The sequence below is a fragment of the Streptomyces chlorus genome, assembly GCF_042655885.1.
GTDB classification, from domain to species: Bacteria; Actinomycetota; Actinomycetes; order Streptomycetales; family Streptomycetaceae; genus Streptomyces; species Streptomyces chlorus.
Genome location: NZ_JBHSOA010000051.1, coordinates 140,301 through 153,538 on the forward strand (window position 1 = coordinate 140,301; position 13,238 = coordinate 153,538).

10 protein-coding genes, 1 tRNA gene and 1 pseudogene are annotated in these 13,238 nt (G+C 70.1%); 5 read left to right on the forward strand and 7 right to left on the reverse strand.

All coding sequences use genetic code 11. The features are described 5' to 3' along the window. Positions 1 to 54: 54 nt before the first annotated feature. Positions 55 to 1,566 carry an aminopeptidase P family protein gene (locus ACFPZI_RS23270; protein ID WP_381366154.1) on the reverse strand — a complete coding sequence of 504 codons (1,512 nt, stop codon included), beginning with the start codon at positions 1,564 to 1,566 and terminating at the stop codon, positions 55 to 57. A 337-nt stretch (positions 1,567 to 1,903) separates the two neighbouring features. Beyond that, positions 1,904 to 3,454 carry a PP2C family protein-serine/threonine phosphatase gene (locus ACFPZI_RS23275; protein ID WP_381366157.1) on the reverse strand — a complete coding sequence of 517 codons (1,551 nt, stop codon included), beginning with the start codon at positions 3,452 to 3,454 and terminating at the stop codon, positions 1,904 to 1,906. A 530-nt stretch (positions 3,455 to 3,984) separates the two neighbouring features. Here ACFPZI_RS23275 and ACFPZI_RS23280 point away from each other — a divergent pair. Further along, positions 3,985 to 4,650 (forward strand): bifunctional DNA primase/polymerase, encoded by a 666-nt coding sequence (locus ACFPZI_RS23280; protein WP_381366160.1) that lies wholly within the window; start codon positions 3,985 to 3,987, stop codon positions 4,648 to 4,650. A gap of 455 nt (positions 4,651 to 5,105) precedes the next feature. Here ACFPZI_RS23280 and ACFPZI_RS23285 read toward each other — a convergent pair whose 3' ends face one another. From ACFPZI_RS23285 to ACFPZI_RS23295, 3 genes are all read right to left on the reverse strand, one after another. Continuing rightward, entirely contained in the window at positions 5,106 to 6,095 is a 990-nt protein-coding gene (locus ACFPZI_RS23285; protein WP_381366162.1) for a DUF5926 family protein, read from the reverse strand. A 214-nt stretch (positions 6,096 to 6,309) separates the two neighbouring features. Next, the gene (locus ACFPZI_RS23290; protein ID WP_381366165.1) at positions 6,310 to 6,861 is read right to left on the reverse strand and encodes an ATP-binding protein; all 552 of its coding nucleotides are present in this window, start codon (positions 6,859 to 6,861) and stop codon (positions 6,310 to 6,312) included. A gap of 242 nt (positions 6,862 to 7,103) precedes the next feature. Continuing rightward, the gene (locus ACFPZI_RS23295) at positions 7,104 to 7,931 is read right to left on the reverse strand and encodes a glycerophosphodiester phosphodiesterase (RefSeq protein ID WP_381366168.1); all 828 of its coding nucleotides are present in this window, start codon (positions 7,929 to 7,931) and stop codon (positions 7,104 to 7,106) included. A gap of 309 nt (positions 7,932 to 8,240) precedes the next feature. On the opposite strand from ACFPZI_RS23295, the gene ACFPZI_RS23300 reads away from it, so the two are divergent. Together ACFPZI_RS23300 and ACFPZI_RS23305 are read left to right on the forward strand one after the other, a co-directional pair. Beyond that, complete coding sequence (locus ACFPZI_RS23300) at positions 8,241 to 9,854, forward strand: S1C family serine protease (protein WP_381366171.1); 1,614 nt, start codon at positions 8,241 to 8,243, stop codon at positions 9,852 to 9,854. 65 nt (positions 9,855 to 9,919) lie between these two features. Continuing rightward, positions 9,920 to 10,006: transfer RNA gene (locus ACFPZI_RS23305), tRNA-Ser, on the forward strand. Between the two features lie 161 nt (positions 10,007 to 10,167). On the opposite strand, the gene ACFPZI_RS23310 is transcribed toward ACFPZI_RS23305, so the two are convergent. After that, positions 10,168 to 10,743, reverse strand: coding sequence for a hypothetical protein (locus ACFPZI_RS23310; RefSeq protein ID WP_381366174.1), 576 nt, complete (start codon positions 10,741 to 10,743; stop codon positions 10,168 to 10,170). Positions 10,744 to 11,241: 498 nt separating this feature from the next. Continuing rightward, positions 11,242 to 12,123, reverse strand: a complete 882-nt coding sequence (locus ACFPZI_RS23320) for a bifunctional DNA primase/polymerase (RefSeq protein WP_381366177.1) — start codon at positions 12,121 to 12,123, stop codon at positions 11,242 to 11,244. Positions 12,124 to 12,480: 357 nt separating this feature from the next. Between ACFPZI_RS23320 and ACFPZI_RS23325 the strand changes: the two genes are divergently transcribed. Together ACFPZI_RS23325 and ACFPZI_RS23330 are read left to right on the forward strand one after the other, a co-directional pair. Beyond that, positions 12,481 to 12,807: a hypothetical protein gene (locus tag ACFPZI_RS23325; protein WP_381366180.1), complete on the forward strand. Its 327-nt coding sequence runs from the start codon at positions 12,481 to 12,483 to the stop codon at positions 12,805 to 12,807. A gap of 233 nt (positions 12,808 to 13,040) precedes the next feature. Then, a pseudogene (locus ACFPZI_RS23330) lies at positions 13,041 to 13,238 on the forward strand (lipid-transfer protein); the annotation flags it as partial.

Sequence of the window (13,238 nt, forward strand, 5' to 3'; positions counted from 1 at the left end):
CCGCAGTACGCGCATCAGCCCATCGAGCGGGTCCATCGGCCCCTCGTTCGGCGGTCAGCCCTTGAGGGCCGCCATCCATGCCTCGACCTCGTCCGACCGCCTGGGCAGCGCGGCGGAGAGGTTCCGGTTGCCGTCCTCGGTCACCAGGATGTCGTCCTCGATGCGGACGCCGATGCCCCGGTACTCCTCGGGGACGGTCAGGTCGTCGGCCTGGAAGTACAGGCCCGGTTCGACCGTGAGCACCATGCCCGGCTCCAGGGTGCCGTCGACGTACGTCTCGGTACGGGCGAGTGCGCAGTCGTGGACGTCCAGGCCGAGCATGTGGCCGGTGCCGTGCAGTGTCCAGCGGCGCTGCAGACCCAGCTCCAGCACTCGCTCCACCGGGCCCTCGACCAGACCCCACTCGACGAGCCGCTCGGCCAGGACCCGCTGGGCGGCGTCGTGGAAGTCCCGGAACTTGGCGCCGGGCTTCACCGCCGCGATACCGGCCTCCTGGGCGTCGTACACGGCGTCGTAGATCTTCTTCTGCAGCGTGCTGTACGTGCCGTCGATCGGCAGCGTACGGGTGACATCCGCCGTGTAGTACGTGTGCGTCTCGACACCGGCGTCGAGCAGCAGGAGGTCGCCGGAGCGGACCGGGCCGTCGTTGCGCACCCAGTGCAGGGTGGTGGCGTGCGGGCCGGCGGCGCAGATGGAGCCGTAGCCGACGTCGTTGCCCTCGACCCGTGCGCGCAGGAAGAACGTGCCCTCGATGTAGCGCTCGCTGGTGGCCTCGGCCTTGTCGAGGACCTTCACGACGTCCTCGAAGCCGCGCGCGGTGGAGTCGACGGCCTTCTGCAGCTCGCCGATCTCGAAGGCGTCCTTGACCAGCCGTGCCTCGGAGAGGAAGACGCGCAGCTCCTCGTCGTGCTCGGCGGTGACCTTGTCGGTCAGCGCCGTCTCGATGCCGGTGTCGTGCCCCCGCACGACGCGCACCGGGCCGGTGGCCTCGCGCAGGGCACCGGCCAGCTCGCGCACGTCGGCGGCGGGGATGCCGTACCGCTTCTCGGCCTCGGTGAGGGAGTGGCGGCGGCCGACCCACAGCTCGCCCTGGCCGTCCAGCCAGAACTCGCCGTTCTCGCGGTTCGAGCGCGGCAGGAGGTAGATCGTCTCCTGGTGGCCGTTGGCCGTCGGCTCCAGGACGAGGACGCCGTCCTCGGTCTGGTTGCCGGTGAGGTAGGTGTACTCGACCGACGCGCGGAAGGCGTACTCGGTGTCGTTGGACCGCGTCTTCAGGTTGCCCGCGGGGACGATCAGACGCTCACCCGGGAAGCGCGCGGACAGCGCGGCGCGGCGGGCGGCGGTCTCCGCCGCCTGGGGGATCGGCTCAAGGCCGCGCAGCTCGGTGTCGGCCCAGCCGCTCTTCATGTTCTCGGCCAGCTCGTCGGACACGCCGGGGTAGAGGCCGTTCTTGCGCTGCTTGACGGGCTCTTCCTCGCTGGCCTCCGGGCCCGCCGCGGCTTCCGGACCTTCCGGGCCTGGCCTACCGGCGGCCTCGTCGAACGCGGTCGGGAGCTCTTCTGCCACAGCGGTCATCCTCCTCGGTAAGGCTCTGGACCTCCCCCAGGGTGTCGGTTTCGTCCGGGCCGGGGGACCTCCTCCATCGTACGGTTACCGACGAAACGGTCACTGAGGGGAAGGGCCCGTTACCGAAGGTGCGTGGAGGGTGACGAGAGCGGGAGCGAGCACAGGCACAGGCACATGCGCATGCACAGGCACAGGCACCGCACAGGCACGGGATCGGGCACCGCACCGCACAGGATCGGGCACCGGGCCAGCCGCGAACCGATGCCGCGAACCAGTACGGCGAACCGGTACCTTCCTGCCTGTCCGGCACCGTCTCCTCCCGCCCCGCCCGGGACGGCTACTCGAACCGCGCGGCCAGCAGGACGACGTCCTCCGTGGAGTCCCTCGTCCCCGTACCCTCGGGCAGCACGGTGCGCAGGATGTGGTCGGCGATCGCGCCAGGGTCGCGCCGCAGTGTCCGGGGCACCCCGGCGGCAGCCGCGTGCAGCCGCGCGAAGGCGCGGTCGGTGGGATCGCCGGTACGGTGCAGCAGCCCGTCGGTGTAGAGCAGAACCGTCTCTCCCGGTTCCGCGTGGACTTCCACGCTCGGCGCCTCCCAGCAGGCGAGCATGCCCAGGGGGGCTGAGACCGATGTCTCCACGAACTCCGTGCGGCGCTCGCCGAGCAGCAGCGGCGGACTGTGCCCGGCGCCGGCCAGTGTGATCCTGCGCAGCGTGGGTTCGCAGTAGCCGAACAGCGCGGTGGCCGACCGGGCCGGTTCGGTGAGCCTCAGCAGCAACTCCAGGTCGGACAGGACGGCGACCGGGTCCTCTCCCTCCATCACGGCGTACGCGCGCAGGGACGCTCGCAGCCGCCCCATCGCGGCGACCGCGCTCGGCCCGGCCCCGGTGACGGACCCCACGGCGAGACCGAGAGCGGCGTCCGGAAGCGGCAGCGCGTCGTACCAGTCGCCGCCGCCGTACGGGGAGGTACGGTGCCGGGCGGCGAGCTGGACGCCGGGGATCCGGGGCAGGCGTGAGGGGAGGAGCTCCTCGGACATGGTGGCCATGGACGTACGCGTGCGCTCGAGTTCCAGGAGGCGGGCGAGATGCTCGGCGGCGTACCGGGCGTAGAGGCCGATGAGGTGTCGCCGGCGTTCCGACGGTTCGGCGGGTTCGTCGTAGAGCCATACCGCGGCGCCCAGGCGCCGTGCCGCCTCCGTTGCCTGCGTGGTGCCCGTGTCGGCCGCGGCCTCGGGGGTGAGGGGCAGCGTGTAGCTCGCGGCATAGCCGAGGCGGGCGGCGACCTCACGGTGCCGGGGGTCGAGCCCTTTCTCGGCGAGCAGGTCGGGTACGGCGATGCCGTCGTCGGTGCCGGGCAGTCCGTCGAGGATCCTGCCGTACGGTACCGCGCTGCGCGGGATCGTCTCGATGTGGCCGAGATCGGCGTGGGCCAGGCCAAGACCGATCATGGTGTCGGGGCCGCGACCGTCGGCGGGTTCCAGGACGACGAGACCGCGCCGGGCGCCCACCAGGCCGGCGCCGGCGCGCAGCAGTTCCTGGAGTGCCTCGTCGAGGGAGCTCGTGCGGGCCAGGCGTTCGGTCAGCTCATGGAGGGTCGTGAGGTCGGAGACCCATCCCGCGAGTCGGTCCTGAAGAAGCGCGCCCGGTGCGTTCTGGGGGTTTGCCGGGGCGGCCGGGGAGGTACCCGTAGCAACGGACGCGACAGTGTGTGCGGGGACCGGAACCGTTGAATCGATTCCAGCCACTTTCGGAGGGTGCGGGGCGTTCATGGCGTCCGGCTTTCCTGCCGGTACGAACTGCTCAAAAGCATCGCAAACCCCCATGTCATCCTGCGCCGCCGGCAGTGTCTCCACATGTACACGTTCTCGTGAGGAGATGTCCAGCATTGTCCTACTGGGATTCCTGGTGTCCGTGGGTTCGGAGGGAGTCCGAAGGGAACTCGCTCCCACCCTCTTGTCGAAAATGAAACTTGGCTTGAAACTGCCTCAGGGGGAGGCTGATTGCGGTCGACTGGGCTCGCTCGACGGAGCGTCACAGCGGTCGTGATGGGTACGTACTCGGAGAAAGCCAGGGGTGGTTGGGAATCACCCGGGAACCTGGCGACGGACCCGGGCGTCTTAACCACCGACGACCGTGCCCCATCCTCCCGTGGCGGAGGCGGAGAGAAACACGTGCGACGGTAAACGCCAGACTTCGCCACCCCCACGCCACCCCCGTGCTTCAGATCGACGCGCAGTATGGGTGGTACGGCCGCGGAGGCAGTCCTTGCTCGGCCCATAGGGGCTCCCCTTGCCCGGTGCGGGGGTGTGATGCGCCAGCAGGTACGCACAGTAGGTACGCACAGTTCAGTGATCGACTCATGTTGTGATGTGGACCACGGTGTTGCCAGGCGTGCAACGGAAAGGAACGAGCGCTCATGCGCGAGATCCTCGGAAGGCGACGCAGGCTCCTGTCCCGGCGAGGCGACAGTGGGCCCCAGCTGATCGAAGCGGCCCTGACCTTCGCCTCGGACTGGCAGTGGCCGCTACTCCCGGGTGTGGCGACGGACCCGCAGGGCGGGTCCCGCTGCGGCTGCCCGGACCCCGAATGCACAGTGCCGGGCGCCCATCCCTTCGACCCCGGGCTCCTCGCCGCCACCACCGACGCGCGCATGGTGCGCTGGTGGTGGGGCAACCGGCCCACGGCGCCCGTCATCCTGGCCACTGGGGGCAGGGCGCCCTGCGCTGTCTCCCTGCCCGCCGTGCCGGCTGCCCGGGCCCTGGGCGCCCTCGACCGGCTCGGCATGCGGCTCGGCCCGGTCGTCGCCTCGGCGGACCGCTGGTCGATCCTGGTCAAGCCGTACTCCCTGGAGCAGCTGGGCGAGCTGCTGTACGCCAAGGACTTCGTCCCCGGATCCCTCCGCTTTCACGGTGAGGGCGGCTACCTCGCCCTGCCCCCGTCCACCACCGGCCTGGGCGATGTCCGCTGGGAGCGCGCGCCGCTGCCCGGCTCGGCCTCGCCCTGGGTGCCCGATGTCGAGGCAGTGGTGGACGCCGTGGTCGAGGCCCTCACCCGCGCGGGTGTGAGCGCGCCCGAGATGTAGCGGCTGCCGACCCGCGCGGCGTCAGGCACTTCCTGTCGCCGTGCGGCATCTGGCGGCTTCGCCGTTTCCACGGCCTCCACCTGAGCCTCAGTGGGGCGGCTTCGAGCGGTACTGCACGCCGGTTACGCAGAAGCGGAGTTCGGGAACCGGGCCGGACGCGGGCCGCTGTCGTGCTGCGTTCCGGGAGCAGTCGACCGAGGGAACGCGGTTGACATGCGCCCGCGTTCTGTGAAGAAGAGTGGTCACGCAAAGACCCGGTTGCTGGCGACGGGGGATGCACCAGCAACCGGGCTACTGGAACGGTAACAAGAGATCGGCTGTTAGCAAATTCGATCTCAGCTTTTCCGGTCACCGATTGGCTTGTCGCCACCGGGCGTTGTGGATGAAGCCAGTCATGTGGGCCGGACGGTCGTACCGACCGGGTAGTCAGCACGACCGGGGAGCGTGCCCGGGCCTCAGCTGAGGGTGACCTGACGATTGGTCAGACCCCCGCGCGCGCGGCGCTCGTCGGCGGTGAGCGGGGCGTCGGTGGCCAGGGCTGCGGCGAGGCGCTCGGCGAACTCGGCCGCCGGCTTCTCCACGTCCTCGGCGCCGACTCCGCTGGGCAGGTCCCAGACCGGGACGGTGAGTCCGTGAGCGCGGAAGGAGCCCACGAGACGGGTCCCCTCACCGAGGGAGGAGCGGCCCGCCGCGTGCAGTCGTGCCAAGGCGTCCAGAAGCTGCTCCTCGGGGTGCGGCATGACCCACCGCAGATGGTTCTTCTCGGGTGTCTCGCACCAGTACGCGGAGTCCACGCTCGAGAGCTTGACGGTCGGGATGGCCGCCGCGTTGGCCCGCTCCAGGGAGGCAGCCACGTCCGGGGTGGCATTCTCCGGGTCGGGGACCCAGAACTCGAAGCCGCTGTGCACCACCGGCTCGAACGCGCCCTCGGGGTCGAGGAGATCCTGCAGCCGGGGCCCGTCGGCCGGAGCGCGGCGGGCCTGCACCGGGGTGCCCGGATCGGCGATGAGCGCGCGCCGGAGGGTGTCGGCGAGGTCGCGGCTGATGTCGCCGGATGACGTGTCGTTCTGCAGGCCGAGGAGGACCGAGCCGTCGTCACGGCGCAGCGCGGGCCAGGCCATCGGCAGCACGGTGGCCAGGGTGACTGACGGGACGCCGTCGGGCAGGCCGTCCTTGAGGGGCAGCTCGACGGTGGCCGCCGGCACCAGTTCGCGCAGCGCCACCCAGTCGCACTCGCCCGGCAGCGCTTCGAACGGGCGGTGCACCAGTTCGGTCACGGCGTGCGCGGCGGCACGGCCGTGGCAGGCCTTGTAGCGGCGGCCGCTGCCGCAGGGGCAGGGCTCGCGGGCGCCGACGACCGGAAAGTTTCCATCAGCGCCTGCGGCGCGGGCTCCGTCCGTAAGCTGCGGGCGCTTGGCCTTGGTCTGAGGGCGCTTCTTGGCCATCGTGGGTGTCTCCCGGTTACGGCTCGTCTCGTACGGGCGGGAGCCTAGTCGTTCACGACGCGGCTGACGGGACCCTGTGGACAACATGCCGACTATGGACAACGCGCGAGCCGTACGGGACCGGGTCCGTGCGAGGCGACTGCGAGGCGGCCGACAGTGGCTGACGGTGGACGACCGCGCGGAGTGGTCGTGGGATCGCCGCGCGCGTGCGTCGTCAGTCGAGGCGGTCGAAGGCGTCCGCGAACTCCAGGCCGGACATCTCGGACACCGTGGGGGCTGTCACCCGCGCGGCGAAGTCGTCGCGCCGGTGTCCGGCGTCCGGGTCGTGCACGTCGTCATGGACGACGACCCACACCGTGACCTCGCCCGGTACCTCGTCGCGTACGCCCCAGTCGTCGGCCAGTGCCGTGATGATGTTCAGCCCCCGGCCGCCGTGCGCGGTGACCGAGGGAGTCGCCGGTGCCGGCCGGGTAGGGCCTCCGCCGTCCGTGACCTCCACGACCAGCCGTCCGCAGGGATCCACCCGCCAGGCCGCGCGGACGTCGCCGTCCCCGGCCAGGGCGTCGCCCAAGGGTCTGCCGTGTTTACACGCGTTGCTCAGCAGTTCGGAAAGGATCAGTACGGCATCGTCGATGACCGTGTCCGCCACGCCGCCGTCGCGCAACTGCAGACGCATACGGCGCCTCGCTTTCCCCACGCCCGCAGGGCCATGAGGTACGGCCATGCTCGACGACGTGGGCACCTCCTGTGCCACCATCAACGCCACCCCCGAGACCTCCTTCGCCCCACGCCACGGTGTGAATGCCCCATGGGCCTGAACCGGAAACCGGCCAATCCATGTGCGGTGACGCACTCGAAACAATCGATCATGTATCGAATGCGCCGGAGCACTCCCCGTAATCGAGTGGCTGGATTTAGTCGATGTGGCCGAGAGGTGAGGATGGAGCGAGAAGGGATCCGTGGTCAAGAGTCCGGCGCGGACGGCGCGGCCGATCCGCCCTGTGTCGCTCAGCGGCCGAGCTGGTCGAGCACTGCGCGGGGGCGGTTGGTGATGATGGCGTCGACCCCGAGACCGACACAGGCGTCCACGTCCTGGGGGTCGTTCACGGTCCACACGTGTACCTGGTGGCCGGACCGCTTCAGGCGCTCGATGTACGCGGGGTGGCTGCGGACGATCCGGATCGAGGGGCCCGCGATCGGCACCCCTTCCGGCAGCCGCCCGTCGCGCAGGCGGGGCGAGGCGAACTGCATGAGGTGGACCGTCGGCAGGGTGGGCGAGGCGGCATGCACACGATGCAGTGACCGCGCGGAGAAGCTCATCACGCGTACCGGGGACTCCTCGGGGGTGCCGGGTGCGTCCAGGCCGAACCTCTTCAGCAGGAGCAGCAGCCGCTCCTCCACCTGTCCTGCCCACCGCGTGGGGTGCTTGGTCTCGATCGCCAGCTCCACTCGGCGGTCGGCGTCGGCGACGAGCTCCAGCAGCCGCTCCAGGGTGAGGACGGAGGTCGCCTCCCGGTCCTCCGGCCCGTACTCCCAGTCAGGCTCCTCGATCCGTCCCCCGAGCGGGTCACGGGTCTTCCAGGAGCCGAAGTCCAGGGTGGAAAGATCGGAGAGCTCCAGGGCCGACACCGCGCCGCGACCGTTGGACGTACGGTTGACGCGGCGGTCGTGAACGCAGACGAGATGACCGTCCGCGGTCAGGCGTACATCACATTCGAGCGCGTCCGCACCGTCTTCGATCGCCTTGCGGTACGCGGCCAGGGTGTGCTCGGGGGCGTCCTCGGAGGCTCCGCGGTGGGCGACGACTTGGGTCGGGCGCTGACGTGCATGGGTCACCGCGTCATGGTGCCATCGCGTGGGGGTACTTGTGCGGTCGCGTGGGTGGCGAGGACGTGGGCGGCGCGGACGACTGATCGGAGGCATGGGATTGGTGCACCCTTAGTGAGTAATGCCCTATGTAAGAAAGGGTCTCGCACCCACAGGAACGGCTTATGGTGCCCTGACGGCCCATGGTAAAAGCTGACGTCATACAAAGAGACATGCACAGCTGAAGCGCGCCGGACTCGTCGACATGCGTGATCGAGCGTGAATGAGCGTGACCGAGTGCGACCTGGAACAACAGCCGTGGATCGAGGAGAGAGAGCTGTGAGCACCGAGAACGAGGGCACAAGCGAGGGCGCATCGGTACCCCCGGCCCCGTCCGTACCGCCCACGCCGGTGGACGCTCCCGCTGCTCAGGCACATCCGGAGCGTCCGGCTCCGGACGGGGGCAGCCCGACGATCCCCCTGCCCCTGGTCCCGCCGAACGCGCCCGGTACGGCACAGGGCCACGGTTCGTCGCAATACCCGGGATACGGCGACGGCGGCGACCGCGGCGGATACGGCGAGCCGGCCGGACACGCCGCCCAGGCCGCCCACGCGGGCCAGGGAGGCTATGGCGCCCAGGACCAGCCCCCCGTCGGCCCTCCGCCGGGAGCCCCGGTGGGAGCCCCCGCGGGAACCCCCTCCCCGCCCGACGCCTCCTGGCCCCCGCCCCCGGCGCCGGGCACCCCGTCGTACGACGGTGGCGGCGCCGGTGAGGGAGCCGGTGGTGGCGCGGCCGGATGGGGCTCCTCCTACCAGGAGCCGGCGCCGAAGAAGGACGGCAGGCGTGGCCGCCTGGTCGCCACCGTCCTGGTGGCCGCACTGGTCGCCGGCGGCCTGGGCGGTGGCCTCAGCTACACGCTGGTCAAGAACAACGACGACGGCAACGGCTCGACGACCATCTCGTCGTCCACCAGCGGCGGCAACGTCAAGCGCGACCCGGGCACGGTCGCGGCGGTGGCCGCCATGGCGCTGCCGAGCACCGTCACCATCGAGGCGGAGAGCAGCAGCGGCGAGGGCGGCACCGGCACGGGATTCGTGTTCGACACCCAGGGGCACATCGTCACCAACAACCACGTGGTGGCGGATGCGGTGGACGGCGGCAAGGTCGCGGCGACCTTCCCGGACGGCAAGAAGTACGACGCCGAGGTGGTCGGTCACGCCCAGGGCTACGACGTCGCGGTCATCAAGCTGAAGAACGCCCCCTCGAACCTGAAGCCCCTCACGCTGGGCAATTCCGACAAGGTCGCCGTCGGTGACTCGACGATCGCCATCGGCGCCCCGTTCGGCCTGTCCAACACGGTGACGACCGGCATCATCAGCGCGAAGAACCGTCCCGTGGCCTCCAGCGACGGCACCGGCAGCCAGGCCTCGTACATGAGCGCCCTGCAGACCGACGCCTCGATCAACCCGGGCAACTCCGGCGGACCGCTGCTGGACGCCCAGGGCAACGTCATCGGCATCAACTCCGCCATCCAGTCCACCAGCAATGGCGGTTTCGGCACCGGCCAGTCCGGCTCCATCGGCCTGGGCTTCGCCATCCCGATCAACCAGGCCAAGTACGTCGCCCAGGAACTGATCAAGACGGGCAAACCGGTGTACGCCAAGATCGGTGCTTCGGTCTCCCTGGAGGAAGGCACGGGCGGGGCGAAGATCACCGATCAGGGTGCCGGCGGCTCCGAGTCGGTCGATCCCAACGGTCCCGCCGACCAGGCCGGCCTGCGGCCCGGTGACGTCATCACCAAGCTCGACGACCGCGTCATCGACTCCGGCCCGACCCTGATCGGCGAGATCTGGACCCACAAGCCGGGCGACAAGGTCACCCTCACCTACGAACGCGGCGGCAAGGCGCAGACCACGGAACTCACCCTGGGCTCCCGCGTCGGCGACAGCTGACCCCACCCCGCCCCCACCGACCCGTTACCCTTGTCCCCGCGCCGCCGATCATCCGGCGAGCGTGGGGAGGTGTGCCCGAGCGGCCTAAGGGAACGGTCTTGAAAACCGTCGTGGCAGCGATGTCACCGTGGGTTCAAATCCCACCGCCTCCGCTTGCTGAGCAGTGAGAACGGCCCCTGACCAGGTCATACGGTCAGGGGCCGTTCTGCTGCGTGCTGCCCGCTCGTCACCGTGTCTCCCCGTGCTTTCCCGCTCGATCGGGCACGCAAGGGGCACGGAAGGGCTCCAGGCCGACCACCACATCAGGCTGGGGTCAGAACTTGCGGCACGGGGTCCGCGCCAGCACACCGGTGCCGGACACAGGAGTTTCCGCCGTGAGGGCGAGCGGACTGATGCCGAGTACGGCGGCGATCTCGGGGGCCATGTCATTGGTGGCCCACGCCCATTCGTCTTCGTCCTCTTGGCTCTCGGTCGCCGCGTCCCAGCTCGGGGACAGCCCCAGTTCCTCGCGGCGGCGCCGCTCATACGGCAGCGGCTCCCCCAGCGTCAGGTAATGGTCCTCGCCCTCGTCGGTCTCGCAGTAGCGGCGCGTTACAGTGCCACGCTCCGCGATCATCCAGGCGGATCCGGTGCCCTGCGCGCCGTAGTAGTAAGCCTGTGCTTGCCCGTACCGGGCACTGAGTTTCTCGCACATGCGCAGCACGGAGTCTGAACGCTCCCTGTCGCAGGGATCGCACCACCGGCCGATGACCAGGGTCCACCCGTCAAGTTCCGGGCTTACATACACCCGGGCAAGCCCCTCGGCGGCGTTGTGGCTGTCCGCGTCGATGATCTCCTGCGCGGAGCTGAACGAGACGGGCGCGGAATCCGTCAGGCCCAGGACGTCCATGACTCCGGACTGATCCCCGGTCGGCACCGCGATCCAATGAAGCCAGCACGCCGTGAGCGGCTCAGGTACATCAGTCATGGAAGTTCTCACAGGGGCACGATGACACACGCCTCTCGGCAGCTGGGTTCCTCATGTGACACTCACGCTGAGGCGCCGGCCTGCAAACCCGATAGGGCCGGCCCTGCTAACGACTGATCGGAACCTCGTAGACGATCTCGCAGAGAGCGGCGGGCACCACGATGTCCGCGGTCTCCACGGGCTGTCTCTGGTCGCAGACCGTCATCCACAGCATCCAGCGCGTCCACGGCGGCCTCCCCGGCCTCGATGTCACTCATCACGTCAGTCATCAACTGTCGTTTCCAGCTCGGGAGTTACACCGTTGACCGTACAGACCCGGTCTAGGGCGGTGACGCATCCGGGGCTTTCGGTTTTCGTCAGGCGGAGGGGGGCTGGGGGGAAGGGCAGAGAGGAGAGGGTGGGGCGGGCTGTGAGTTGTCGTCAGGGGTGGTGGCCTGTCATGCGGGCTGCAGAGGCGATCGTCGCGCGGGCCTCGCGTTCGGACAGGCCCGTGGTGAGGGCCGCCTCTACCAGGGGGTCCACCAGGGCGGAGCCGATGCCGTCCTCGTAGGCGCGGCAGGCCGCCCAGAACAGGCGGGTGTTGCGCTGGCCCTCGTGCGCCGCGAGGACGAACTGGACGAGTCCCTGCCCGTGACCGCCGGTCGACGGGGGCGTGGGGTGGTGGGCGCGGGGCGGTGGCAGCAGGAGCCGCAGGAGGGCGGGAGGGCAGGCGGCGGGGGCGAGGTGTGCGGTACCCGGGGCGGCGGTGTACGTGCCGTGGTCCGTACGGGAGCCGGGGCCGACCAGGTAGCCGCCGGCGCCCCGGATGTCGATGCCGGGGGCGAGTCGGCTCGCGGAGTTGGGGACGACGACGTCGGGTGGGCCGCTGAGCCACAGGTGACGGCCGCCGCTGGGGGTCAGGACGACCACCGTGGCGGGAATCGTGAACAGGTGGCGCAGGGCCAGTTCGCGCAGGGCGGCGGAGGGGTCGGAACTGGTCTTCGTGTCCAGGTCGACGCCGATGAGGTGGTGCGGGGGCAGGCCGCAGGCGATGCCGTAACCGGTGGCCCTGGGGGCGGCGGTGAACAGTTCGCGGATGCGGGTGGGGTCGGTGGAGGCGTCGTGGACACCGTGTCCTAAGCGGCCGCACTCGCTGCGGCAGCGCGTGGTGGGGCCGGGTCCGGAGTCGGTTTCGTCGCGGTGTGGGGAACGCAGTGCGGGGAGTTTCGTCCGGGACAGCGGGATGACGGCCAGTCCGCGTTCGGCGGCTGACAGGGCGTGCGCGAGGGCCAGCGTCGTGGCCTGCCGGGCGGTGGTGGCCATACTTCCATATTCGTACCTGTGTTCGAAAAAAGGAAGGGGGAGTCGGGGCGACGCGCCGGGGTTCGGGTGATGGGCAAGAAATGTGCCGGAACGCTTCACCTCTTGTGGCGCTTGGCGTGGAGGGCTCTTGCCGGGCAGAAGGGGTGGATTGGGGGGCGAGTAGGGGTTTATCGACTTGTCCTCACGCTTGCGTGCGAATGATGGCTTCAGGGGTGGTTCACGGGGATTCGGTGGGCAATCCTGATCTTGCGACGTCGAGAACAGCCGGGGCGGTCGGCCAACTTCCCTGGTGACAGCCGTACATCGGGCACACGCGGTCATGAGCCGGTGCGTCCTTGGTTCTGGAGGAAACACAACATGGCAAGCATCCGTACCGCCCGCGTCATCGCCGCCGTCTCCGCCCTTCCGCTGGCGGCAGTCCTCTTCACCGGTGTCGCGGAGGCGGACAACGGCGCTTTCGCGGACAACGGTTCGAGTGCCACGGCTGCGAGTGCCACGGCGGGCGTGGTCGGCAGCGGCGTCGGCGGGGACAACTTCGGCAACTCGGCCACCACGCAGCAGCAGGCCGTCGGTTCCGGCGCCTCGAACCAGAGCAACACCGCCCAGGTCAATGGCTCCGCGTTCACGGCCGTCAATCAGGGCAACGACAACGTGGCGATCAACTTCACCCCGCTGTGGGGGTGAGGTGAGGGGGCCGGCGGCCCTCTGACGGCGTGTGAGGTGTACCTCGTGGGGTGCGAGGCGTGTGCGCGTCGGTGCTTCGGTGCCGCCGGGCACACGCCTTGCGGGGCCGTGCTTGTTGATCGGAGTGGGGGGGGAGGGGGCGGCCGGTCCGTGTGCGGCTGCGGGGGGACGGCCTTGACAGGAGGTGGGATCTGACGGGCAGTCGGGGAATCTCATGAGGGATGCAGGGGGGGAGACGGTATCCGTACGTCTACGGGCTGACCCCTGAGGCGTTCGGGCAGGTGGCCGTGGTCGTCCGGAAGTACGCGGCGACCAACCCGGCGGCGTACTTCCACGGCCGGCCGATCAGCCTCGCCGACCGTGCGGCCTCGCGGTGGATCGTAGAGCCGCTGCGGCTGCTGGACTGCTGCCAGGAGAAGGGCAGCGGGCAG

Coding starts and splice junctions, on each gene's coding strand:
- ACFPZI_RS23320 (WP_381366177.1), bottom strand. CDS start 12,123: ATGGCCACCACCGCCCGGCAGGCCACGACGCTGGCCCTCGCGCACGCC.
- ACFPZI_RS23285 (WP_381366162.1), bottom strand. CDS start 6,095: ATGGCCAAGAAGCGCCCTCAGACCAAGGCCAAGCGCCCGCAGCTTACG.
- ACFPZI_RS23280 (WP_381366160.1), top strand. CDS start 3,985: ATGCGCGAGATCCTCGGAAGGCGACGCAGGCTCCTGTCCCGGCGAGGC.
- ACFPZI_RS23310 (WP_381366174.1), bottom strand. CDS start 10,743: ATGGACGTCCTGGGCCTGACGGATTCCGCGCCCGTCTCGTTCAGCTCC.
- ACFPZI_RS23275 (WP_381366157.1), bottom strand. CDS start 3,454: ATGCTGGACATCTCCTCACGAGAACGTGTACATGTGGAGACACTGCCG.
- ACFPZI_RS23325 (WP_381366180.1), top strand. CDS start 12,481: ATGGCAAGCATCCGTACCGCCCGCGTCATCGCCGCCGTCTCCGCCCTT.